Source organism: Enterococcus sp. 3G6_DIV0642, assembly GCF_002140635.1.
Taxonomy (GTDB): domain Bacteria; phylum Bacillota; class Bacilli; order Lactobacillales; family Enterococcaceae; genus Enterococcus_D; species Enterococcus_D casseliflavus.
The window spans coordinates 205,106-230,019 of the sequence record NZ_NGLH01000001.1 but is presented as its reverse complement, the minus strand read 5'-3'; the positions used below and the strand labels follow the sequence as shown (position 1 = coordinate 230,019).

Genomic DNA, 24,914 nt, shown 5'->3' with positions numbered 1-24,914 from the left:
CTGTGTTTTTATCGTCTTTTCTTACTTCATTAGCTTTTTATCTAGCGTTTGGAGCCTTTCTATTAGCGTTTCGTTTTCTCAAGTTTATGTATGATTTTTGGCAATTGGTTTCTCAGGTCCTTGCTATACTTACCGTGAACGATTGATATTCCCGGAAATGTTTTGCTGGTAGTCAGAGCCTTCAAGGCACTGTGGCAAGAACGCCTAACAGTTGAACGTTTCATTATCTGTGCAAATGATTATGCTATAATTATTTAAACTTATTTTGTTGGAGGCTGACATGAAAACATTTCAATTAAAATTCATGCGAAACCGCACGTTGATTCGCTGGCTGCAATTGTTGAATGAATTTGAGAAAAGTCCCTCCCGTACACTGGGAGAACTCGCTGAAGTGACCGAGAGCAGTACGCGTACGTTGATTACTGACATTGCTAGCTTGCGAGAGTATTTTAAAGGGGCTATGGCGATCCATACAGCAAAAATTGGATATCTTTTTGAAGAAATCGATCATGATAGGTATCGAAAGCAAAAGCAAGAATTGATAAAAGATGAACCGATTTTCCAGATTTTAGAAAGTATTTTTTATAATGAGCAGCAAACCCTCTTTGATTGGAGCTTAACGCTTAATATTTCTGAACAAGCGCTGATCAGCTACTTCCGGAAAATACAGCCATTTTTATCCCCTTTCTGTTTAAAAATCAAAACGGATCCCGTCTCTTTGGCAGGTTCGGAGATCGATATACGAAAATTTTTCTGTCTTTTTTACTACGAGTCTGACATTAATGTCCACACGTTATTTCCCTCGATCCATGTACAAGATGCGGTGATGGAAATCACTGACCTTTTGGAAACGAAGGCCTTACAGAGCTCTTCGTTTTCTTATTTTGCTTATATCCTTTATATTAGCGTGGAGCGCAGCAAACGCGGTTTACTTGCTGCCCCCTCTCCAGAACTAAGCGAGTTAGTTAAAAAAAATGGTTTACTTTCAAATTATGAGGACCTTAAAAAGATTATCCAGCGTTATTTTACCTTTGAGTTTCCTCAAGAAGAAGCAATCTATCTTTTGACTTGCATCATTTGTCGTCGCAAACTCAACACCGATCTAGAAACAAGCAAAGCGTTTTGTCTTAACTATAACCACTGGCCCGCGATCAAACAAATCACTGCTGATTTCTATGCCCAAAATCGCGGCAACAGCTTTGATGAACAAAAAGATTTGCTTTGGTTAGAGTCATTCTTTACTATTTTCAAGCTTCGTGAGTTGTTATCGCCAACGATGAACGTCAACATCGATGATTTGAATGCTTTCGTCAAAGAGAAATTTGCGGCTGAATATAAAAAAAATCGCCAGTTTTTGCTCTCACATCCTCTTGTAAAAACACTCTATTCTTTCGACCATTTGGATGATTTTTGTGCAAGTCTCACCTTCCACATGGAAGCCATCATTGAAGAGAATTGGGGCACACGGAGAACTATAGCTGTTATTTTTGAAGGTAACGAGTATGTTTGTGAGTACGCCGAAAGTATTATCCGAAAATATCTTGGCGTTTATCATGAAATGTACTACCCTGATTCAAACGAACTCTCCCACGAGTATTTAAAAGAAAAAAACATTAATTTTCTCATTACTAACTACTCCGAATACGCCACTGAATACTTACTGGATGTTGAAAGTGTCTTATTAAAATCAATACCCGACGCTGCCGATTGGAATTATCTTTTGAATCGAATCAATCCGAGAATTTTGCGGTTGGTCGTTCTTGATAATACGTAGTAATTCCAATCATTCACGCCGCTTCTCCAAAGAAAGAGAATTGATATTTCCTTGTCGCCTTTAAACGAACGCCTGACTAATCCTCCCATATAAAGCTGTTCTTTTTTAGTGGAAGCAGCTTTATATGGGACTTTTCCAATGAATCAAGTACGCTTTTTCCTTCTACGCCGCTACTATCAGCAATCACTGCTCTTTGGATTGATCTGCACTTAAAAATGTCCGTTTCGTAAAAGCCAGTGCGCCTACGAGGGTCATGAGTACGATGATTGGATGAGAAGATGCAGACAAGATCCCCAAAATCGCCGTCAACAGCGTGCCCGTATAACTCAAACCGACTGCCCATTGCTGAAGCCTTGAAAGCTCTCGCAGCTGCCCTTTAAAGGCCACCCCCAGCATCATTGCTCCGACAAAAGATAAAAGACCAAAAACTACATGTAAAAGTAACATTCTTTTTCCTCCTTTCTTAAATGTTCACATCGATCGCTTCAGCGATTCGTCTGCCGTATTCTGGGTCCGCACGGTAAAAATGCATGACCTGCCGTTCTTTGATCTGTTGATTTTGAACCTGTCCCAAACTTCCCGCAATCGTTTGAATTAAACGTGTTCGTTCTTCTTCTGAGAGCAAACGATAAAAATCACCTGCTTGGCTATAATAGTCTTCATCGTAATCAAAGGAACCGATCTCTCCTTCTAACGAATAGTGGATGCCCTTGGCATGCGGGTTTTCTTTGATGCCATCGAAACTGTTCGGTTCATAATTGATCCCTGAAGAATTCGTTTTGGTATTCATGAAACCGTCCTGTTGGTGATTATGGACAGGCGCTTTTGGCGCATTGATCGGCAACTGGCTGCTGTTGGGTCCAACTCGATAACGATGCGCATCACCGTAAGCAAACAGCCGACCTTGCAATAGTTTGTCCGGAGAAAAATCAATCCCTGGAACGATATTGCCCGGTGAAAAAGTGACTTGCTCGACTTCGTTGAAATAGTTCTCTGGATTTCGATTCAAAGTCATTCGTCCCACTTCAATGAGCGGGTAGTCTTTTTGTGAGACTGTTTTGGTCACATCAAAAAGATTGACGGCAGCTGACCAACCTTCTTCAAAGGGAATGATTTGAACATAGAGTGTCCAAGAAGGATACTCCTTTGCCTCAATCGCTTTATATAGATCTTCAATATGATAATCAGGATTGCTTCCCGCAAGTTCTGCTGCGAGTGCCGCACTCATGTTCATAATGCCTTGATCCGTCCGAAAATGATATTTCACCCAAAAGCGTTCTCCCTCTGCGTTGAGCCAAGCGAATGTATGGCTCCCATACCCATGCATATGACGAAAGGTTGCCGGTAAGCCCCGATCCCCCATCAACAGGCTGACTTGATGGAGGGATTCCGGTGAATGGGACCAAAAATCCCATACCGCCTCTGGATTTTTCAAGTGCGTTCGCGGGTCTCTTTTTTGGGTATGGATAAAATCAGGAAACTTCAACGGATCACGAATAAAGAAAATCGGGGTATTATTGCCCACGAGGTCATAATTCCCCGCTTCCGTGTAAAATTTAACCGCAAACCCTCGAGGATCGCGCAACGTATCCGCAGACCCTAGTTCTCCGGCAACCGTTGAAAAGCGAATAAACATCTCCGTTTCTTTCCCGATGGCTGAAAGAAACGCCGCTTTCGTGTACATCGTTACGTCGTTTGTTACTCGGAAGACCCCATGAGCCCCCGCACCTTTCGCATGAACGACCCGTTCAGGAATCCGCTCACGATTAAAATGTGCCAGTTTTTCTAGCAAATGGACATCTTGAATCAACACTGGGCCACGGCGCCCCGCTGTCAAAGAATTCTGGTTATCCGCTACACTGGCTCCTTGCGCAGTCGTCAACTTTTTTTTCATATCTTTCCTCTTTTCTCTATAAAATCAGTCAAGTGCAATTACTCTCAACAAAATACTTCTAATTAGTACAAAAATTATCATTATTCTTCAAATATATCAATTTATTTGCTTGTAATTAAGAATTATTTCGGATTTTTGACTATTTTCCAGCTTTTCTATCGAAGCATCCAGGTTTTGCAGCAATCCGCATGAATAGAAGAAAGCACAAAAAAGCAGCGAAGCGTTGGCTTCACTGCTTTTTTGCGTTCCATTCGATTCAAGACCACTCTACTGGCGATCAATTATTTTTGCTGCCTGCTGCTTATTCGGCAGCTTCAATATCTTTGGCGATTTTTGCGACATCGATCTCCCGCTGCAAGTAGTCTTGGTTGTCTATAGGAAAATGCTGACGAAATTCGGCTAGTTCCATCAATTCGACTTCACCAGCTGCCACTTCAAAGTCTAAGACATGGCCAGCAAATGTCCGATCATCACTAATAAAATGCAGGTGGAAACCAGCAGCCGCAGCGCCGTGGAACAACAGCGGGGTAAAGAATCCGACGATCGTTCCGCTGATATTTTCTGTCTGAAATTCGGGTTGATGCTGGATGATCTCAATGAATTTTGGGTACGGTTTTTCTTGCTTTGGGGCAACGCGGACGTGCATCTTGGTAAATACCCCATGAATTTTGACAGCGGAAAACAAATTCGGGCTGACTTCGGTCAGGACGTGGTTTTTCACTTCTTCATCGGTCATTTCTTGGCTAACCTGCAGGTGCTTCGCCGCAGAAAAATCAACGACTGCCGCATAGGGGGTTCCTTCATTGCCTTGGAGCACTCGCACCTTGCCCGACTCGTCTACATGGTAGATTTCACCATCTAAAATAATCACTTCACCATTGGAGCCAGCCAACGTACCAATCCCAAAATTGCCATATTCAAGCATTTTGCCGATTTGCTCCGTGCCATCCATTAAATCCTGCATCAACCCACCTAGGGTGCCATGCTGATATAAATAACTTTTGTTTTTCACTTTCATCTTGCTGCTCCTTTGGTCTTAATAAAATTGATCAGGTAGGATCGTTTTGCCAAGATCGGCATTGTCTGAATAATCCACAGGGATATCAATGATCACTGGACCATCCGTTGCAAAGCCTTCTTCGATGGCTGCCATCAATTCTTGTTTGGTGGTTGCCCGTAAGCCTTTGGCACCAAACGCTTCGGCATATTTCACGAAATCAACGGGTCCAAAATCAACCCCAGAAGCACGATCATATTTCATTTCTTCTTGGAATTTCACCATATTGTAGGTACCGTCATTCCAAATCAAGTGAATGATGTTTTGTTTCAAACGGACGGCTGTTTCTAACTCTTGGGCAGAAAACAAGAAGCCACCATCGCCAGATACAGAGATCACTTGAGTATTTGGTCGCACGAGCGCTGCCGCGATCGCCCATGGCAAAGCGACCCCTAAAGTCTGCATGCCATTACTAAAGAGCAGATGCCGTGGCTCATAACTGCGGAAATGACGGGCCATCCAAATGTAGTGGCTGCCGACATCCACCGTCACCGTCATGTCATCGGTCACTTCTTGTTGCAAAGCATCAATGATTTCCAGGGGATGCAAGGTATTGTTGCTGCCTTCGACATCCGCTGGTTTTTCATTGAGTTTGGTTTGCAGCGTCGTTAAATAGTTTTGAGCGTCTTCGGTCAAGTGATACTGATCGATGGCTTTTGATAGTTGTTCAATAATTTTCGCGATACTGCCCATCAGTTCAACTTCTGGCTGCATAAATGGATCGATCTCCATCGGTACTTCATCGATGACGATCACGCGGGCATCTTTTTCCGCATTCCAGTTGCGAGCTTCGTATTCGATCGGGTCGTACCCCACAGCGATCACTAAGTCGCTGCGTTTCAACAGCATATCACCAGGCTGATTGCGGAACAAGCCGACGCGGCCAAAGAAATGCTCTTCTAATTCACGAGAAATGATCCCGGCGCCTTGGAAGGTCTCTACGACAGGCAACCCAGTTTTTGCAACTAAATGACGAATCGCTTGTGTTTCTTTCACGCCTGAAGCCCGCATCCCTAAGAGTAGGACAGGCAGTTTGGCTTCTTTGATCCGATCGACGAGTGCCTGGATATCTTCTGCATCGGCACTGCCTAATTTAGGCGAAGATAGAGGTTTGATCGCTGCCCCTTGAACGGTTCCATCTGTCACATCTTGAGGAATGGATAAAAAGCTCGCCCCTTTTTTCGCTGTTTTTGCGATGCGAAAGGCGTTGGCAATACTTTCAGAAAGGGTTTCAGGATCTTGGACTTCACTGCTGAATTTCGTGATCGGCGCAAACAATGCCGCATTATTCATGCTTTGGTGGGTCAATTTTGAAAGGTCAGAACGCTTCACTTGGCCTGCTAGTGCCAGGACGGGATCACCTTCGGCAGTTGCCGTGACCAACCCAGTCGCTAAATTACTGGCTCCTGGTCCACTTGTCGCAATGACGACTCCTGGCTCTCCTGTCAGGCGACCGATTGCTTGTGCCATGAATGCCGCGTTTTGTTCATGTCGCGCCAAAATCAACTCTGGTCCCCGATCACTCAACACATCAAATACGCCATCGATTTTTGCACCGGGAATCCCAAAGATATAAGGCACCCGATGATTTTCTAAACTTTCAACAATGATTTCTGATCCTTTTGCACTCACTGTATTACCTCTTTTCGAAAACTGTATTAATCACAATACATATAATAGCACTTTATATTTATTTATCAACGAAAAACACTTATTAATATCTGTACTATAAAAACGTAGTTTTTTAGAGAGCGTTTGCATCTGCTTCAGACTGCAGGTGTATGTCTTTCCATTTTTCCGACAAAAAAAGGAGTGGATCGCTCCACCCCATAAATCCTTTACTGTATCAGAACACCTCTAAAAAGAAGCTTCTTTTGTCGGTTTTTTATTCTGCTGGGACATTTTTTTCCGTCAGCCAACCGACAGCCAGTGTCATGGCCGCTCGTGCAGCTTGGGTCTGATCCATCGCATTGACCATCACAAAATCATGGATGATTCCTTGCAGACGTGCTTGGGTAACTTCCACGCCAGCTGCTCGTAAATGCTGCGCATAGGCTTCCCCTTCATCCCGCAAGACATCTGCTTCCCCTGTAATGATCAACGCTGGTGGCAGATCGGCTAACTCCTCTTTGGTCGCTCGTAAAGGAGAAGCGGTAATTTGATTCCGCTGTGTTTCATCCGTCGTGTATTGATCCCAGAACCATTGCATCCCTTCTTTGGTCAGAAAATAATTTTCGCCGAATGCTTCATACGAAGGCGTATCAAAGCGGGCATCTGTCACAGGATAGAACAATAATTGCTGTGCGATCGGAATGCCGCCACGGGCTTTCGTCAACAAGGTCATAACGGTCGCCATGTTCCCACCTACGGAATCACCAGCCACGGTCAAACGGCTAAGGTCTAAGCCTTTGACATCGACAAATCCCGGTAATTGCTGCAAGACCGCATAATTTTGTTCGATCGCCGTTGGGTATTTTGCTTCTGGTGAACGACTATATTCAGGAAAAATGACGATCGAGTTGGTTCGTACCGCCAATTCACGGATCAATTTATCATGAGTCGCGGCACTGCCGAAGACCCAACCCGCGCCATGGAGATAATAAATAACAGGGAGAATCGCATGATTTCCTTCGGGACGAACAAAACGAACATTGATGCTCCCCCATTCGCCTGTATCAACGGTCTGATCTTCTATCTCAACCGCCAATTTATTGACGGGTGACTCTTGGACTTGTTCCAATAGTGCGCGCCCTTCTTCTGGCGGTAATTCATAGATCCGTGGGTGCGGTGCATTTGCCTCACTAAATTCAACGGCTGCTTTTTCCAACGAAATTCTATCTGTCATACGATTCTCTCCTTTTGTTTGAAAACGTTCGTGTTGAACTTAAGGGTACCACCAAGTCATTCTGATGCAAAGAATCTTGCTTCCTTCTGTTTCCAGGCATTTTGTTCGACAAAAAAGTTGGTTTTTGCACTCTTAACTGCCTTGCCTTCATCACCGATAACTGTAAGACACTCGCTGTGTAAACTTCCCAAAAAACTGAAAGGCGTAGGTAAGTACGTATGAAATTCACATTAGATGAAACACAAAATAATCGTCTGCTCGCTGCTATTTTTCAAGAACTCGCTGTCATAGTCTTTGATCCGCAAAAAGAAGTTGTTTTCGCCAATGCCAACATGACTGATATCCTAGGTTATAGCCAAGAAGAAATCATTGGCTTGCCGCATCGGACCTTTTGTTTTGACCATTATGCTGCCAGTACGGATTACCAAGCTTTCTGGAATCAACTGCTGTACTCAAAGCAACGATTTCAAGACAAAATCATCCGGAAAAACAAACAAGGAGAAAAACTGATTTTAGAAGGGATCTACTTCCCCGTCCTCGATGAGCAGCAAGAAGTCGTCAACGTCGTCAAAATCGCTTTTGACATTACTCAAAGAGAACAAGCCTTAGCGGTCACTATCAAAAAAGTGCAAGAAAGTGCGGCTTCCCTGACACGACTTTCTGCCAACGGGCATCAGCAAGTCGATCATTTGTCAGAGAACTTGGCGCAAGTCAAACGGCTGTCTGATCAAAATCAAGCAACGACCCATGCCTTAGAAATGGATAGCCAACAGGTGACAGCGGTGCTGCATGACATCGACCGCATTGCACAACAAACCAAACTGCTATCCTTCAACGCTTCCATCGAAACAGCACGGATCGGCGAACAGGCAGCTGGCTTTCGGGTAGTTGCCGATGAAATGCAAAAATTAGCTGAACAGACCAAGCAGTTGACCCAAACCATTGCCGCAACCATGCAAGCCATCAACCAGCAAGCCTTAGTCGTGTTAGATAGTGCCGATTCGACGACCATGAAAATCAGTGATTCGCAAAAAAGCCTCGCTGCCGTTTTGCATTCTTACGACACGCTGCGAACGACTGCCAGTCTTTTAAACGATGAAGCCGAGTATTTATCAGAAACTAACGATGCTGAGCTAGAAACCACATAAAGTGAAAAAAGAGCGCCGCGGTTTGCGACGCTCTCTTTGTTTTTTTGACCAATAAATTGATCCTGTATTTGATTTTATTGATACTCAGCACTAGCCAGCCTCCCACTCTTGCAACAACTGCTGTAATTCTTGCAAAAATGATTGGGTCGCAAAGCCCAATGCTTGGAGAGGAATGCGGTATTCCTGTTGAATCACCAAAAAGCTACTAAACATTTTATGCTGGACCTCAAAACTGAGGTTTTTCCAAACACTCCAGGAAAAACTGGCTATTCGTTTTTCTTTCTTTTCGTACGTGCACAAATACACTCGTTCAACGCCAAAAAGCAGCCCCGCATTCGCTTTCTTGCCAGTCATCTTTGCCGTTAGCAGTGCCAGAGGCGTCTCCGTTTCAGGTACTTGAAAACTGGTAAGGACTTGTCTTTGCCATTGCCGTGGCAGCACTTGTCTTTCTCCAGAAAAATAGAACAAAAAATCTTGCTCTTGCAAAAAAGCATTCAAACGAGTTTGTCGCTCCTTGACTGGATCGCGTGGCGCCCGCTGAATCAAAGACGTCTGATTCATTGCCGATTGCTTTGACTGCTTGTGATCACTTGAACCCCCTGCCGCTGAGGAGTTTCCCAGGGGAAGAGGATCCATCGTTTGGTTGGCAGCAGCTGACTGACTGATTTTCTTCAACAAAGCAGCAAGGTGCGTCAGCGCAAGCTGTTTTTCTGTCATAGGATTGGCATGCGGGCTTTTGGTATGATCGAAAGATTGTTTAATGACCATTTTCCCACGACAATACAGACAAATCGCCGTGCCAGCGTCCCAATTGACTTCTAGTTCTCCTAGGCAGTGGGGGCATTGAATCGGAATAATATCCATTGAATCATCCTTTCGTTTCGATACAGGTATCGGAGCTTTTTGTTGTAAAAATACGGATCGTATTCCAGGTGACAAACGCCAGCAGCACTAGAAACGATAAGCCATAAAAACTGAAATACCAAGTCAGGATTGCTAAAAAAAGGATCAAGGCAAATTCATACGCCATGTTTTCCAGACTGCTGTAAAATACTGTTTTTCGAACGAGTTTCTTCCTCCGCGTTTCAAAAGCTTTCTTCGCTGCAGCCGTTGATGCATCCGACTGACTCAATGCCTGGGAAAGTTCTGCTTTGAATTTGCCGTACTCTGAGAAAAACTTGACCTCTGGTACGAGCAAGAAGTACCAAGTCGCAAGACAAGCAATCAGCAAGATGACCGCTGAAGCAAGCAGACTAAAGGCAACAGCCGGTAATAAAAAGCCATCAAATAGAAAACTCGAAGCAATTCCAGAAAATAATCCGACAAAAAAGAAGGTATAGCAGAACTGCCAAAGGACACTACTGGTCTTCGAAAAACTTTTCTTCACTTGCACCAGCTGTTCATATTCAGGAAGCTGGGTTGGAAAAAGACGTTCAGCATCGGTGCCATCAGCCACGAAAGAATAGGTTTGGTTTCCATACTTGAATTCGCCAATGTAATAAGGAAAATACAGTTTTTCCGTATCACATTGTTTCGGAAAAAGAGTCAGTTGAACCTCATTGGCAACCTCTGCTCCCACCAAATGGTCTTTGGCTTTTGCTTCAAAGACTTCCATTAGATGGGTATCAGAGAGTGCCGCTTCTCTGGAAATATCAAAGGGCAGCACCTGAGCGCCTTGACTAAGTGCCGAAAACTGCTGCATATCCGTGCAATAGGCGGCTCCTTTTTGAAGATGCAGCGGCAGCTTACCATTGATACTGTAATCCGCTTCTTTTTGGGTATCCGTAGGGAAATATTCATTGAAAACCGTTGTGTTCCCGCTGTTATGTAAAGAAATGTCGGCAGTAATGCGCCCACGCCCCCTCTGCTGTTCCTCGTGGACATAGCTTCCTCTCACTTGCGCATCATAAGCAATTTGAAAATAATACATCGGGATAAATACACGTTTTAGATGAACCATCTCTAGCTCAAAAAAGATACTTTCCGAGATGGTGTCTTGCCAGGCTAGTCTGTTTTTCAACGCCGTTTCACATGCCTTTTCATCATAAGCAAACGGATAAAATCCTTCTTTGACGGTCCCTTGAATGCGTGGCAACTCTTTAAGCGAGACGACTTGGTTTGTTTGTTCCTGTTTTTTTTGTTCCGGTTTGATCAACAGCTCATTCAAGCAATACTGACAGACTGCTTTTCCTGAGTCCCAATCAACTTCTAGACGCCCTAAGCAACTGGGGCATTGGATTTGGGTGATTTTCATTTTTTCTCCTTTTTATGAATCGTTTTTTCTTTTCAACAAGATGGTTTATCAAAGAAACCGAAGAATGTTCCAAATAAGGGTAACGACCACGACCACATAAGCGATCGTATCGAGCCATTCATAAAATTTCCTCATTCTTGCAAGCTTCTTTCCACACTTCTCGTAGTTTGCTAACAAAGCGGTCCCAACCGTTTTCTTACCTAATAATTCTCTTTGGAGCTCATCTCTAAATTTTCGGGCTGTTTTGAGATACTGTTCTCTTAGAAAGTGCAACACTATCCCCGATACTACCCAATAGACGGCAGTTGGCAGGGAACTCATGACAATCCCCCCTATGACAGCTCTGAACACTCTTCCTAGAGGGATCCATTCAGAAATGAATAGCGCCAAGATCATCAGGAGCACACCTAACGAAAAAAAGAGTACGGAGGACCAGCCAAAAACCTTGCGAGCTTTTGAAAAATTCGCAACCGTTTGTAAGGTTTCTTGGCATTGTGGGATAATCGGCAGCTTCATTCGGTCAGGATCTTTGCCGTCGATCGCAAATTCAAAGGATTGCTCTTGGTACTTGAAGGTGCCCATATACAAGGGAAAGTAGAGCTTTTCTGTAGCACAGCTGATCAGGGAAAGATCTAGGTGCAGCTCTTTTAGATGATCAGCAGATTCTTTCTTCTGGATCACGGCATTCGCATGGGCTCTCAATTCCGCTTGTTTTTCAGAACCAAAGAGCGCCTGCTCTTGCTCAATATCAAAGGGAAAAGCATGAATAGCATGTGCTGAGATTAGCTGTTGAAATTCCTTTTGATCGGTACTAAAGTGCGGTTTTCTTTTCATTTCATCATTGACCTCGAAGCTCTGAGGAATTTCTTGCTCGATCACCTCCGAACTGCCGCATTGATAGAGTATGACCGTCTCATCTGGATGGTCGCCTCGCTTCTTTTCCCACGTGGTCGTATGCGAGCCGTCCCAAGCAATGGAATGGGTATCGTAGCCAATGGCCCCCTCCCAGTGCATCGCATAGGTCACCTGAAATTCATAAATCGGAATAAAATATCGTTTTACCTCGCTGACTTCAAGATGAACGACAATGCCCTCAGGAACTGATTCCTGTTGGATCAGCCATTTTTTCAAGGCATTTGCTACCTCGTCTTCATTAAAGGTAAACGAATAAAACCCTTCTTTGACTTCTTGAAAAACTACGGGAGCTTGTTCATTCGAAGCTTCTTGCGTTTGTTTTGGCGGCGACTGTAGGACTGACTTAGTTAAGCAATACTGGCAGACTGCTTTTCCTGTCTCCCAGTCAACGGTTAACTGACCCAAGCAGCTGGGACATTGGATTTGTGTGATTTTCATTGCTACTCCTTTTGCACATACTGATTTTCTTATCAATGAAATGGCTTGGTTGCAAGTGAGGGGGAATCTCTTTTTTATGGTGTTATTTGGGGGAAGGAACAAAAGGAAACTGCTGATTTGCAGATGTTTGCTCGTTTCAATCCTTTTGGTTCAAGCGTCTGTTTCTAGTGATAAAGCAAACAAGTGTATTGGTATCAAGTGTCTTTTTGAAAAAGGCAGCATAAACAAAGATAGCCCTTTATGTATCATTTTATAATAAAAAATAATGTAAATCTATTTATTATTGATAAAAAATAAATATTGATTTGCGATTAGTCCTCCCTACTACTCTCATCACTATTGATCCCAGTTATTAATGGCGGATACGTTAATAAAAATGTTATAATTAAAATATTCACAAGAAAGGAATTGGAAAAAGTTATGGGGATGTTTATTTTTGTTATTGGTTTTTTGACAATGGTTGTAAGCGGAATCTTTCTTATTCTTGGATTGATCAAGAAAAAGCCGCTTCGCAACAAGATCGTTATTTTTATGGGTGGTTTTCTCTTATTGATTGGCGGGGCACTATTGACTCCTGCAGCAACACCGGAGCTTCACGTAGATGAAGCAGAACTGGTTACGAATGAGCAAGGCGAAGCGGCGATCACTGGGCGAACCAACCCAGAAGCGCAACTGACGATCAACGGGGTGGAGGTTTCGCTGGCGGACGAAACATTTTCTTATGCTGTCCAACTGGAAGATGAAGAGGAACAGGAATTTACTGTCCAAACCTCCATGGGTGGAATCACTAAAGAAGAGGTCGTCACCGTCAAACCTTCTCACGCATTTCTAGCGAGTTTGCAAGCTGAAAAACAAGAACAAGAAGCACTGGTAAAAGCCGAGACGGCACTGGCTCTTGCCGAAACCCAGCCAAACCAAAAGAATTACAACGAAGCCGTGACGCTGATTCATGCTTTAAGTAAAACCTACGAAGATCTCGCTACTCGGCTCGCGGTAGTTGAAGACCATCTTGCCATCGGCAAAGCCCTCGATACTGCTGAAGCTTCCCTTGAGCGCAGTGATTTCGATCAGGCAAAAGAATTAGTTGCACAAGCGGTTTTGAACAAGGAAACGTTTGAAAGTCGGTTATCCACTGTAGAAACCAAGATTTCTGAGAAAGAAGCAGAAGCCCTCGTTGCAGAAGCTGTCCAAGCGGTGGAAGCGGCAGAGGCGGAGCCGACAAAAGATGCCCTTGCTCGTGCAGAAGATGCTGTCGCTCGTCTCAAGACCCCCGATGAGGAATTAGCTGCTCGAACGAAAACAGTGGCGCAAACGATCACTGCCAACGAACAAGCAGCCGCACAAGCTAAGGCGGAGGAAGAACGGCAGGCAGCCGCCGCTGTGCCAGAACAAAGCCAGCCAGCCGCTGCTAGCAATCAAGCCCAAACGTCGGTCCTCGTTACACCAACAGGTTCGAAATATCATACGAGAAAATGCGGTAACGGTACCTACACGCCTGCCACTTTAGCAGAAGCGCAAAGTCGCGGACTTACTCCTTGCGCAAAATGTTTTCCGTAATAGTCACTAAATTTTACAACAAAAAAAGACAAACCTCATTTTTGTCTAAGGTTTGTCTGCAGTCTAAAGCGGTTGTCTCGTCGGAGGCAGCTGCTTTTTTGTCACTTGCTATTTCTCATCGTAAGAAAACTCGTACTCGTTTTGTTCATCATCGATCAGACGCTTGTCATTGTTGTCCACCATTTTGAATACTTTCTCAAAATCATCGCCAGTCATGCGCACTTCCTTTTTCTCTTGATCAATGATCACTTGGGCATTTGTCACTTCAAAGGTGTGCATAGTGCCGATGTCTGCCGCAGTCAGTGCTTTGCTTTTGGGAAACTCTGCTTGCAGTGTTTCGTTGATCTGCACTAATTGCGCCTCTTGTTCTTCTACCAAGTCCGCAGGTTCCTGATTCGGATCGACCAAAAAACTCAGCGTTTTATTGACAGTGATCCTTCCATCTTCAAATAGATACAAAGCATATTGTTGATGACTGTTGCTATTGGTCAATACTTGATTTGCAGCTGCAGAGTCAACCCCTGAGCGGCTGCAGCTTGCCAAAAAAAATAGCACCGCCAAACAAACGGTAGCAAACATTCTTCTACCTAACTTGCTTTTCGTTTTCATTTTTCCCCTCCTCGTTTTCCCTAAGTTTCCTTCTTTCATGATTTTTCGCAAACCCGTGGGTTTGTGTTTCCTGTCAAATTGAGTTATTTTCAGTATAGCATAAAAAATTTGCTTTTATAGCTTTTTTTTATAGTGAGATTAATTTCACACGCAAAAAAACCAACCTTGTCGAGACAAGATCGGCTTTCTTTAGGATTGATTCGTTGAGATCTTTGAACGTTCTCGCTGGGATATGATCGCTGCCTATTGTCCAATTAGTCCGACAACAAGCCCTAAAACGATCACTCCTAGAAACCCATTCACAAGGTGCAGCCCAACTAATTTACGGGACTGTCCCGAGTAAACAGCCATCACGAAGGTGGCGACCCCATACACCCCTAGCCACAATAAGCAAGCGACTTGCAAGGAGGTCATCAGCCAACCATCATGATCGAATGTGGCAAACCAATAGACGACTTGATAGGTCGCTGCCGATAAGAGAATCCCACCAACAATCGTGCCGCCAAAGGTAAAGAGCATGTCACCGGTCGTCATCTGCTGACCGTCCATCTTCTCTGCCATTCCTGATTCTTTCGCCCAAAACTTGCCCCACTTATGCATCGGGTTGTAAAGCAGACTTTCCACCACAACCCAGCTGAGGGTGCCGAAAATCAATGTCCAAAAATTAACCATTTTCGTATTCTCCTTTACTTTATTTTTAGCCATGTTCCTGAGAAGCGAAAAAATAGCCAAGCGGGCTGTTCCTTCTCCATCAGTTTATGCCTTAAGGGAGGGTTCTTCAACTTTTTCCACTGGTGTCCCCTATTTTTCGATGGTTCCAATAAAAACTAAGAAAAATGATCGTATACAGCAATGCGGTGAAACCTGTAACCGCTAATGGGTTAGTGATCAAGATTCCGGCAAACAGCAAAAGCAACGCAAGGATCGCCCCACCCAAAAAAATCGTATAGCCCATTTTCTTCTGCTTGCGTACCAAAACAAACGCCGCCACACTGATCAACAACCAAATCAGTAATACAGTATACGACAGGGAGCCTGCCAGATAATTGAAGAGTTTGTCGCCTAAAAAGTAAGAAAGAACGACTCCAAGATATAAAGTACCGCTGCAAAACATGATCGCTCGTTGGGGCACGCTGTTTTTATTCAGCATCGTGAAGCGGCTTTTTTTCTGGCCATTGTTGCTTAACCGGAAAAACAACGTTCTTGAAGAAGCATAGACCCCAGAATTGATGGAGGAAAACAAGGCCAAAATGATCACTAAATTAACGATGTCGGAAGCAAAAGGCACATGGATTTTTTGAAACACCATTACAAAGGGACTGACATTTGGATCTGCTAATTGATTCCACGGATAAATGATCAGTAAAAGAAACATGGGAATGATGTAAAAAGCGGCAATCCGAGTCATTACTCCTTTGATTGCTTGAGGGATCGCTTTTTTGGGATTTTCTGCTTCACTAATCGTGATGGCTACTAATTCAGAACCGCCGTACGAATAGATTACGACCAATAACGAATTGATAAATCCTTTGAGACCATGAGGGGCAAAACCACCATAGTCTGTCATTTGTCTCATCGTCGGTAAAAAGCCCAGATCAAAGACTTGCGTGGCAACCAGATAGAGACCCACCAAGATCAGCACAATCACCACACTGATTTTGGCCCACGAAAGCCAGTATTCCGTTTCTGCAAACAAGCGGACCGAAAACAAATTGATGATGGTCGTGAGTAGTGCCAAAATCAAAACAAAGATCCAAGCTGGAATATTGGGAAACCACAGCTGCAAAAAGCTTGCGGCAGCAACTGCTTCGGCGATGATGTTGATCATCCACATTGACCAGTAGATCCAATCAATGAAATCAGCTGTATGCAAGCCAAGATACGGCTGGACTAAGCCCGAAAGGCCATGTTGTTTTTGGTCAGATAAAACCAACTGTCCCAGTCCTGTCATGACGACAAATAAGATCAGCCCACAAAAAATAAACGCCAGCAAGACCGCAGGCCCCGCTAACTGGATCGCTTCCCCACTGCCTTTGAATAGGCCGGCACCGATTGCGCCACCTAGTGCCAACATAGTGATGTGTCTGGTTTTCATCTGTTTTTTTAATTGATTTTTTTCTGTCATACGTTCCTCCTCGAAAACCGTTGATCCTTCATACACAGTGATTCTCTCACTGTTGCTATTTTTAATTATATGAATGATTTTTTTTAACTACCTCATAGAGAATACCAGACGTTTCTGCTATTGCAACTAAGAATTGAAAAAATTATCTATTTTTTCTGAAAATTCTATCATCCTCTAATCTTTTTCACCCAAATCAAATCTTGGCGAACTTTTCTTTAGGTGAAGGTACTAAAAAAAGCCATCTCCCAACTTGTGGGAAATGACTTTCTGTCCGTTTCTTCAAGCAGGCTCGATGATCAATGGGTCGTAACCAACTCGTCTTTGATAGCGTCAGGGAGATCCTGCTCGGTCACCTCTTGATACGACTCCACATGTTTGCCCTTTGCATCAAGCTCTAGGTAGGCATTTTCTTTTAATTTTTGTGGTGCCCAAAACGTGATTTTTATTTTTTGTCCATCTTCATTGATTCCTTCTTGCGTATATTCATAGGCATCATGTTCTTGCGGCACGCCATACTCATCGGATGTTTTGACATAAACCTTTTTCTCCGGTACGAAAGGATTGAAACGATCCACCAGCTGAACCAGTTCGCTGGAATCATCTTTCGTAAAATAAGACCATGTAACCAATGTGACGGTCCCGATCGTTAACACGAGCAGGATCATACTAATTGCTTTTTTCAAGTGATTGTCCTCCGTTTTTTCTATCTACCTTCAGTATAAAAAAACAAGCGATAAATATAATCAAACTTAAGGCGTATTTTTCCGTCGGTCATTGTGACTAAGACAAAAAGGGCCTACTTTTTCAAAAGAAGCAGTAGTCCCTCACTTAGATGTTCCGTTTGTTCGTGACCTTTAAACCGTCACTGCCACATCGATCAACTTGTTTTGCAAATGAACGAGGGTCTCTTGTGCGACACCAATCGTCCGCAAATAATGATACGCATCGGTATAGGTTTCTTCCAGATGTGTTAAGACGGGCAAAAGATACTCCGGTGCTGACAGCCACATCTCATTCGTGATCGTTTGGACTTGCTGAGCCACCAGCGGGTTAGCAGCTAAATAGGTGTGCGTCGTTTGATAGTTGGCAATAATATCAGCTTTTGCTACATCTGCCAGTTGAAGCAGCAGCATAGCGATCACACCCGTCCGATCTTTGCCCGCCGCACAATGAAACAGCACACAACCTTCGGCAGCAGCCATCGTTTCCATGATCTGCTTGATTTGCTCTTTACGGTCTTCGATCATCTGGATATACAGCTCCGCCATATTGAAAATCAGCGGCTGCTCCAGTTGCGTCACGTCCCCCATCGTTTCTGAAATCAAGGAGATCGGCCAGTTCGCCACACCGTCGATCACAGGGGTTGGCTCCTTTTCGATCTCTAAGGTCGTCCGTAGATCAATGATGGTCGTCAGCTGATACCTTTGTAAAAAAGCGATATCTTCTGGATGTAGATTGGCTAGACTGTCGCTTCTTAAGAAACGCTTCCAAGCAGTTGCTCCGTCTTTTGCGGCATAACCGCCTAAATCTCTTGTATTATAGGTTCCTTTTAATGGCAATCGTGTGTACATTCTTGATCGTCTCCTTATCTCATTCGTTTTTTGACTTGTCCGATCCCTAATTCGACACTGATCATCGTGAAAAAGATCAGCAAAATCAGCATCGAAATTTCACCATAATTGTATTGACCGATCGCCCGCGTCAAGAGCATGCCGATCCCGCCGGCGCCTACCATTCCAAGTGAGATCGACTCAGCAATGTTGCCTTCCAGACGAATCGACGTCCAGGTTAGAAAGCGGCTGCTCAAGTTAGGCAGCAGGCCTTCTGTGATCATTTGCAGCCAGCCGGCACCGGTGGCTTGCATCGTTTCAATGATTGCCGCGTCTTGTTCTTCGATCGAACTGATAAAGGATTTTGTTAAATACCCCACCGTCGGGAAAACCAGTCCCAAAACCCCCGAGGTATTCCCAAATCCTAAACTAGCCACCACGATCAAGATCCACACAAGGGCTGGAACGGCCCGTACTACCGCTACGCTGCCTTTGATAAGCATTGAAAGGAAAAGATGCGGTGTGGTGTTGGCTGCTCCAAGAAAGCTTAATACCAGTGCAATGAGCCACCCGATGAATAAGCCGCAGATCGCCATACACAAGGAAACAAACAATTGGCCCAACGCTGGAATGATTTTTGAAAAGTCGAGGGTCATAAATTTTGCCAAAATCGTCCCAGCATCTTGCCAACGGCTTAAAAAGCGCGCGACCTCCAAGTCCAGCAAAGCCACACTTGTGATCAGCAATAAGACGAGGCCACAAATCGTGCCTAAAGTCAGCAGTCGTTCTTTTTTCGTAGATAATGCAATTTTTGTTGTCATCGCTTCCTCCTTCAATTAGGCAATTCGTTTTCTAAGCTGATTGACTGCAAATTCAGTCAATAGCACCAGCAAAACTAAAAGAATAATCAGGGCAAACGCTTCGCGGTATTTAAATAAACGAATATTGGTCTGAATCATGATCCCCATTCCTCCTGCCCCCACCATTCCTAAAATGGAAGACGCACGAATATTGATTTCGAAAGAAAATAAGGTCCAATTGATCCAAGAAGGAATAAATTCAGGAATCAATCCATGAAAAAGAATCTGCCAATAAGAGGCGCCTGCTGCTCGCAGCGCTTCTAATTTACTGCTGCCGATCTCATCGATCGAATCCGCATAAGAACGAGCCAGAAAACCTAAGGTCGCAACGGTCAATGCCAACAGCCCCACCATATTCCCAATGCCGAAAATATAAACGAACAGCGATGCCCAAACCAGTACTGGGATATTTCTCAGAAAAGAGATCACCATGCGGACGCTCGTCCGCACTAGCGGATACGGATTCGTCTGCTCTGACATCAGCAACCCGCAGACAAAAGCCAAAAAAGCCGAGAGATAAGTGCCAACGATCGCAAACAAGACGGTCTCTGCCACCAAGGGCAAGTAACTACGGATGTTTGTAAAATTTGCTGGGAAAAAGTTTTGCACAAAAAATCCCACAAATGCTGGAAGTGACCGAAAGGCTTCCACCAGATTGATTTGCAAATAGGCAAACGACAATAGAACAGCTACTACTACCAACAAGCCGTTCAAGATTCGTCCTTTGTTTGATTCAACCCTCAACGGAATCACGAATCTAGGCTTCTCCATAGGTCAACTGCTCCTTTCCTACGGGAATCGTTGCTTGCGTTAACCTCTGCTGTTCTTCTTTTCCTTGATAGATATGTGCGATCATCGCTTCTGTCAATTCTTGGGGCTTTCCGTCAAAGACGATCTTCCCTTCTTTGACGCCGATGATCCGAGTGGCATACGCCTTGGCAAAATCAACTTGATGCAGATTGACGATGCAGGTGATCTGGCGCTCTTGGGTGATCTCTTGCAACTGTTTCATGACGACTTTCGCAGCGTTAGGGTCTAAAGAAGCGATCGGTTCATCCGCCAAGATCAGCTTCGGCTGCTGCATGATGGCGCGGCATATACCAACTCGTTGCATCTGTCCCCCGGACAAAGCATTAGCTCGCTGGTACATCTGCTCTTGTAGACCGACTTTTTCTAATAGTTGGACCGCCTCTTGTTTGTCTTTTTCAGGATACAGCCCGAAAGCCGTTTTGCGAAAAGGAATTTTCCCTAAACGCCCATGCAGGACATTCTTAAGCACATTGGTACGGCCAATCAGATTGTAATGTTGAAAAATCATGCCGATTTCTGAACGAATCTGTCGCAGCTGCTTTTTCTTCGCACGGGTGATGTCCGTCCCCGCAAAGATCACTTGCCCCTCAGAAGGTTCGATCATGCGGTTGATTGAGCGGATAAAGGTCGATTTCCCAGCACCCGATGGACCGATCACGACGATAAATTCCCCTTCTGTCACCGTTAAATCAATTTTCGACAACGCGTATTTTTTTCCATCATAGGTTTTGCTCAACTGCTTGATTTCTAATAAGTTATTCGCCATGACTATTCCTCCTCTAAGTTAAGGATCTCGACCATTTCTTGTACCACTTCATAATCTTCATCTTTTGCTTCGGTAAAACGAACCTCTTTGCTGCCATAGAAGGTCTCAAAATACTCTTCGTTTTCATAGGTAAGGTAAAAGTCTTTCAATGCCGCTTTGGTTTCTGCTGGCAAATCGGAGCGAACGACGAAGAGGGCATTCGGGATCGTCTCTGTTTCTCCAATCACTCGGATATCGTCTTCTTGGATCATCCCAGCATCTACGAGTGAGGTGATGACTTGTCCAGCCACTGCTGCGGCATCGTAATCTCCTTTGGCTACCCCCATCAAACTGGAATCGTGCTTGCCTGAATAGGCAACAGTATCAAAAAAATAGCCGGGATTTTCTAATTGATTGGGGTCCAATGACAACTCTTTAACTAATTTCGCCTTGGGGTACATATAGCCAGAAGAAGAAGCAGGATCAACAAAGGCAAAGCTTTTTCCTTTTAAATCAGCCAATGACTGCGTCGTGGTATCGTCTTTTCCAACAACGAAAAGCGTTTTGTATTCTTCTTGGCCCATTGAAGTCGTTGTCACTAGTGGTTCTGCACCTGCGATTTTTTTGGCTTGATAATAACTCATTGGACTAACCAGTAAAACATCCAGCTTCCCTGCTTTCAACGCTTCGATCCCGACTGAATAGTCAGCACCTTCTAATTCTTCCACTTCAATTCCTAACGCCTCTGACATGTCTGAACGGAACTGCTCATTTTTCTGACCAGAGTCTGGATTTGTTTCATCTTGTATTTGAACGATCGTCAGTTTATCAACTGACTGTCCATCCTTAGCATCCGCCGATGCTGCTGATTTCCCGCAGCCTGCCAGCATACCTAGTGCAAAAATGTGAATGAGACCAACCAAAGCCCACTGTTTTTTATTCATAATAAAAAATCCTCACTTTTCGTTTTGTTTAGTAGTATACTACTAACAATATGTAGTATACTTTGATTGAAACAAAGGCGTCATCAAGAACCGGTAAAAACTACGTAAAGGTCTTGTAAACCCATAAATGGAGGAAACGACGTTGGAAGAAACCATCGAAACCATTGTTTATAAAAAAATAAAAAGTGAGATCCTCACAGGAAATATCAAAGTCGGCGAAGCATTTTCGGAAGCTTCTTTGTCCAAATCGACCGGCTATAGCCGCAGCCCGATCCGCTCTGCTTTAAAACAGCTGGAACACGAAAAATTGGTCACTTATAAGAAAAACCGCGGGGTCGTTTTGCGGGAAGCTTCAATCAAAGAACTGGCCGATATCACGCAAATCTGTGTCAATTGGCTGATTTTAACTACTGAGCAGGTTGCTGCTGGTTTGGGGAGTTTTGCGATTGACGACATTCAACAGCTGCTGAATGAAGCCAAAACGTACCGACAGCAGATGGATTACGTCAATTATATGAACAAGATGCCAGAAGTCTACATGGCGATCATGGCAGCCAGCCCCAACGATCTGCTGGTCAGCACCTACCAATGGTTGAGCAGCCGTGTCATTAGTGCCTCAATCTATAAAAAAATGGCGAATCCTAAAAATTCACCTAAAAAAACACTGTCAACGGTTCAATTTTTCCAAACCTACATCGACCATCTCCGAGCAGAAGATTATAGCCAAGCGATTCGCTGCCTAAAAGACTACCAGCAATATGCCAACCATCAGATTCTTTATTATGGGTATTTGTAAAATCGAAACTTCTATACTTTATAATAACGATATCGATTGAAATCCACTTTAAAATGGTTAACAAGTTTATGCCAATGTTCCCCTAGTAGCGAGACATTGGCATGTACAATACCCACAACCGCATCAAACCAAACAACTGCTATTATAAAAGATAACGAGGTGTCCCATGCTAGAAATCAAACTGATCGATCAAGAACACCAAGCTGACATTCGCTTGAAAAACGAACCCTTCTCCTTATGGGGGAAAATGCTGCCGACTTATAATGAGGGCAACTGGCAGTACACGATCTGTAAATTTGCACCTGAAGACATTCAGACGATGCGTTTCCCAGATGAAAATTATTGCTATGACGAAATGAGCCGAAACAGTCTGTTTATCGGTGCTTATGATGATGGAAAATGTATCGGCTTAGCGATCGTTCAAGACGCTTTTTTCAAGTATCTGTACCTCTATGACTTAAAGGTCAACACAGACTACCGCCAGCAAGGAATCGGTCAACTGTTGATCCAACAGGCACTGAAAGCGGCCCTTGCCAAAGGCTATCGCGGCATCTATACACAAGCGCAGGACAACAATCCTTCTGCCTGTCTGTTTTACTTGCGAGCAGGCTTTCGTATCGGAGGCCTGGATACGGAGGTGTACAAAGGAACCAATCAGGAAGGCAAAAGTGATATTTTGTTTTATTTGGATGCAGCGGAAACGGCAGGCAAAAAATAGCTGAAAAAAGAAAAAAATTCCTCCTGCCAGATGGTACACTTAAGGCAACAATGTTTTAGAAGGTGAGGAAGAAGAATGTACGTAGGATTTGATATTGGCGGAACAAGTATTAAATATGGTGTTTTAGATGAAAGCGGAGTGATCCTTGAAAAATCAGCGATCCCTACTAGCTATGAACCAGCCCAGTTTTATCAGGATCTACTCACGATCATCGAAGATGCCCAGAGCCGCCACACGATTGATGGCATTGGGATCAGTGCCCCAGGGATCGTTCAAAAAGACGGGTTTATGTTAACGGCTGGCGCTATCAAATCGTTATATGGTGAAAATTTTAAAGCAGTCTTGGAAGCGCGTACAGGATTGCCTGTGGCGGTGGAAAATGATGCCAATGCAGCAGCGATTGCTGAAAAATGGATCGGGAATGCACAAGAGTCTGCTAACTATTTGTGTCTTGTCCTAGGCACTGGTGTAGGCGGTGGGATCGTGCTCAATAACCAAGTCTACCGAGGTGCTCATGGCATGGCTGGTGAATTTGGCTGGATGGTGATCGATCAGCTGCCAGAAGAAGGCAATATCGAGGAAAGTTCCATCAATAAAAAAACTGCCGTCGTGGGCGGCTTGATTCGCCTCTACAATTTAGCGGGGGCAGCAGTTCCTGGCTTTGAACCCACCCAAGACGCCAAAGAGATTTTTGACCGCGCGCAGCAAGGCGAAGCGTTGGCGCTGAAGCTGACGGACCAATTTCTGACGGATCTGTCTGTAGGGCTGATCAATTTGATCAGCTGCTTTGACCCAGAATTGGTATTGATCGGCGGCGGCATCAGTGCCAATCCTTATTTCTGGGAACGACTGCAGGCTCGCTTGACGATCACGGAAACACGGCATGAAGCGATCAATTATTTGCGCGGACAAACCATCGCACCTGTTCGTCCAGCGAAGCTGAAAAACGACGCCGGCTTGATCGGCGCAGTCTATCAGATCCATCAACAGCTGCACCGTTAAAAGTTCGGATATGCTATACTGGTGTAAATTGATTATCTAGGACAGCGAGGAACCAGCATGGCGCTTTTTGAACAATTAAACTTGAACAAGCTCTCTGCGGTAGAACAAGAAATCTACCGTTTTATCGTCAATCACTTAGAAAAGATCCCGTATATGCGCGTGCGCGACATTGCCGATGATGCCCATGTCTCTTCGACTTCGGTCTTTCGTTTTATTCAAAAAGTCGGCTTTCAGTCGTTTCCAGAATTTCGCTTCTATATCAAAAATCATTTAGAAAAAGCTCATTTTGACGCACATCCGGAACACTTAGGTTTAGAAGCGCGCATCAAAGGCTTGAATATGCAGATCTTCCACCCTGATGCGGAATACCAAATACGAAAACTCGCCGAAGCGATGCGGGATGCCGATTTGATCTTATTTATGGGGATGGGGGCATCCGGTGCAATCGCGCAATACGTTGCCCGCAAACTAGCCAGCCTCGGTTACTTTAGTATCAGCATTGATGAGCTGACCTACCCGATCAAAAGCTTTTTGCGAAAAGAGCAAAAGAATGTTTTGGTTTTTTTGAGTGTCTCTGGTGAAACCAAAGAACTGATCGAAGTCATTACCGGTTTAGACAATCAGGCGATCGTGCAGAAGTACTGCATTACCCCTAATCGGGAAAGTACGTTGGCACGTCTGTGCGATTATTCGATCGAGTATGCGATCAAAGAGGAACGCAAAGACATCTTTCTTGATTTGACTAGTCAACTGCCTTCAGTAGCGATTTTAGAAACGCTGATCGGCTATTTGCAAGATTATCGTACCCATTCTTGATGGTTCAGTTTACTGAACCATCTTTTTTTGTAACACTGTGTTCCAGCTGCGGAATTT

The 24,914-nt window shown here is 44.2% G+C and carries 24 protein-coding genes; 7 read left to right on the top strand and 17 right to left on the bottom strand.

All coding sequences use genetic code 11. From position 1 onward, the window contains the following. Positions 1-280: 280 nt before the first annotated feature. A complete protein-coding gene (locus tag A5878_RS01095; RefSeq protein WP_086294380.1) occupies positions 281-1,774 on the top strand; it encodes a helix-turn-helix domain-containing protein in 1,494 nt (497 codons plus the stop codon). A 183-nt stretch (positions 1,775-1,957) separates the two neighbouring features. Here A5878_RS01095 and A5878_RS01090 read toward each other — a convergent pair whose 3' ends face one another. The 5 genes from A5878_RS01090 to A5878_RS01070 all read right to left on the bottom strand — a co-directional run bounded on the left by A5878_RS01090 (position 1,958) and on the right by A5878_RS01070 (position 7,570). Next, on the bottom strand, positions 1,958-2,221 hold the full coding sequence (locus A5878_RS01090; protein WP_005232670.1) for a hypothetical protein: 264 nt from the start codon (positions 2,219-2,221) through the stop codon (positions 1,958-1,960). A 16-nt stretch (positions 2,222-2,237) separates the two neighbouring features. Further along, the gene (locus tag A5878_RS01085) at positions 2,238-3,668 is read right to left on the bottom strand and encodes a catalase (RefSeq protein WP_005232671.1); all 1,431 of its coding nucleotides are present in this window, start codon (positions 3,666-3,668) and stop codon (positions 2,238-2,240) included. Between the two features lie 301 nt (positions 3,669-3,969). Then, complete coding sequence (budA, locus tag A5878_RS01080) at positions 3,970-4,686, bottom strand: acetolactate decarboxylase (protein WP_086294379.1); 717 nt, start codon at positions 4,684-4,686, stop codon at positions 3,970-3,972. An 18-nt stretch (positions 4,687-4,704) separates the two neighbouring features. Further along, the gene (alsS, locus tag A5878_RS01075) at positions 4,705-6,357 is read right to left on the bottom strand and encodes an acetolactate synthase AlsS (RefSeq protein ID WP_005232673.1); all 1,653 of its coding nucleotides are present in this window, start codon (positions 6,355-6,357) and stop codon (positions 4,705-4,707) included. Positions 6,358-6,610: 253 nt separating this feature from the next. After that, entirely contained in the window at positions 6,611-7,570 is a 960-nt protein-coding gene (locus A5878_RS01070; protein WP_086294378.1) for an alpha/beta hydrolase, read from the bottom strand. Between the two features lie 218 nt (positions 7,571-7,788). Between A5878_RS01070 and A5878_RS01065 the strand changes: the two genes are divergently transcribed. Continuing rightward, on the top strand, positions 7,789-8,718 hold the full coding sequence (locus tag A5878_RS01065; RefSeq protein WP_086294377.1) for a methyl-accepting chemotaxis protein: 930 nt from the start codon (positions 7,789-7,791) through the stop codon (positions 8,716-8,718). Between the two features lie 90 nt (positions 8,719-8,808). Here the strand turns inward: A5878_RS01065 and A5878_RS01060 are convergent, their stop codons facing one another. From A5878_RS01060 to A5878_RS01050, 3 genes are read right to left on the bottom strand one after another with little or no spacing between them, the layout of a single operon-like run. Then, entirely contained in the window at positions 8,809-9,582 is a 774-nt protein-coding gene (locus A5878_RS01060; protein WP_086294376.1) for a hypothetical protein, read from the bottom strand. A gap of 4 nt (positions 9,583-9,586) precedes the next feature. After that, positions 9,587-10,972, bottom strand: a complete 1,386-nt coding sequence (locus A5878_RS01055) for a hypothetical protein (RefSeq protein WP_086294375.1) — start codon at positions 10,970-10,972, stop codon at positions 9,587-9,589. Positions 10,973-11,020: 48 nt separating this feature from the next. Continuing rightward, the gene (locus A5878_RS01050) at positions 11,021-12,325 is read right to left on the bottom strand and encodes a hypothetical protein (protein WP_086294374.1); all 1,305 of its coding nucleotides are present in this window, start codon (positions 12,323-12,325) and stop codon (positions 11,021-11,023) included. A 420-nt stretch (positions 12,326-12,745) separates the two neighbouring features. On the opposite strand from A5878_RS01050, the gene A5878_RS01045 reads away from it, so the two are divergent. Continuing rightward, on the top strand, positions 12,746-13,882 hold the full coding sequence (locus tag A5878_RS01045) for a serine protease (protein WP_086294373.1): 1,137 nt from the start codon (positions 12,746-12,748) through the stop codon (positions 13,880-13,882). A gap of 108 nt (positions 13,883-13,990) precedes the next feature. Here A5878_RS01045 and A5878_RS01040 read toward each other — a convergent pair whose 3' ends face one another. From A5878_RS01040 to A5878_RS01000, 9 genes are all read right to left on the bottom strand, one after another. Continuing rightward, the gene (locus tag A5878_RS01040; protein ID WP_086294372.1) at positions 13,991-14,491 is read right to left on the bottom strand and encodes a hypothetical protein; all 501 of its coding nucleotides are present in this window, start codon (positions 14,489-14,491) and stop codon (positions 13,991-13,993) included. A gap of 243 nt (positions 14,492-14,734) precedes the next feature. Then, positions 14,735-15,163, bottom strand: a complete 429-nt coding sequence (locus A5878_RS01035) for a DUF1761 domain-containing protein (protein WP_008376507.1) — start codon at positions 15,161-15,163, stop codon at positions 14,735-14,737. Positions 15,164-15,269: 106 nt separating this feature from the next. After that, positions 15,270-16,616, bottom strand: coding sequence for an amino acid permease (locus A5878_RS01030; RefSeq protein WP_008376509.1), 1,347 nt, complete (start codon positions 16,614-16,616; stop codon positions 15,270-15,272). Positions 16,617-16,912: 296 nt separating this feature from the next. Continuing rightward, positions 16,913-17,281: a YxeA family protein gene (locus A5878_RS01025; protein WP_016619558.1), complete on the bottom strand. Its 369-nt coding sequence runs from the start codon at positions 17,279-17,281 to the stop codon at positions 16,913-16,915. 189 nt (positions 17,282-17,470) lie between these two features. Then, a complete protein-coding gene (locus A5878_RS01020) occupies positions 17,471-18,187 on the bottom strand; it encodes a tyrosine-protein phosphatase (RefSeq protein WP_086294371.1) in 717 nt (238 codons plus the stop codon). Positions 18,188-18,201: 14 nt separating this feature from the next. Further along, on the bottom strand, positions 18,202-18,987 hold the full coding sequence (locus A5878_RS01015) for an ABC transporter permease (protein ID WP_086294370.1): 786 nt from the start codon (positions 18,985-18,987) through the stop codon (positions 18,202-18,204). A gap of 15 nt (positions 18,988-19,002) precedes the next feature. Then, positions 19,003-19,797 carry a phosphonate ABC transporter, permease protein PhnE gene (gene phnE, locus A5878_RS01010; RefSeq protein ID WP_086294369.1) on the bottom strand — a complete coding sequence of 265 codons (795 nt, stop codon included), beginning with the start codon at positions 19,795-19,797 and terminating at the stop codon, positions 19,003-19,005. Further along, positions 19,784-20,602, bottom strand: coding sequence for a phosphonate ABC transporter ATP-binding protein (gene phnC / locus A5878_RS01005; protein WP_086294368.1), 819 nt, complete (start codon positions 20,600-20,602; stop codon positions 19,784-19,786). Before phnC ends, phnE begins: the two co-directional genes overlap by 14 nt. 2 nt (positions 20,603-20,604) lie before the next feature. Further along, the gene (locus A5878_RS01000) at positions 20,605-21,525 is read right to left on the bottom strand and encodes a phosphate/phosphite/phosphonate ABC transporter substrate-binding protein (protein ID WP_015508762.1); all 921 of its coding nucleotides are present in this window, start codon (positions 21,523-21,525) and stop codon (positions 20,605-20,607) included. A gap of 142 nt (positions 21,526-21,667) precedes the next feature. On the opposite strand from A5878_RS01000, the gene A5878_RS00995 reads away from it, so the two are divergent. The 4 genes from A5878_RS00995 (at position 21,668) to A5878_RS00980 (ending at position 24,857) form a co-directional block, all read left to right on the top strand. Continuing rightward, positions 21,668-22,321 carry a GntR family transcriptional regulator gene (locus A5878_RS00995; protein ID WP_086294367.1) on the top strand — a complete coding sequence of 218 codons (654 nt, stop codon included), beginning with the start codon at positions 21,668-21,670 and terminating at the stop codon, positions 22,319-22,321. A 166-nt stretch (positions 22,322-22,487) separates the two neighbouring features. Next, positions 22,488-23,039, top strand: a complete 552-nt coding sequence (locus A5878_RS00990) for a GNAT family N-acetyltransferase (RefSeq protein ID WP_086294366.1) — start codon at positions 22,488-22,490, stop codon at positions 23,037-23,039. Positions 23,040-23,114: 75 nt separating this feature from the next. After that, entirely contained in the window at positions 23,115-24,041 is a 927-nt protein-coding gene (locus tag A5878_RS00985; RefSeq protein WP_086294365.1) for an ROK family protein, read from the top strand. Between the two features lie 57 nt (positions 24,042-24,098). Beyond that, complete coding sequence (locus tag A5878_RS00980; protein WP_086294364.1) at positions 24,099-24,857, top strand: MurR/RpiR family transcriptional regulator; 759 nt, start codon at positions 24,099-24,101, stop codon at positions 24,855-24,857. Positions 24,858-24,914: the final 57 nt, after the last annotated feature.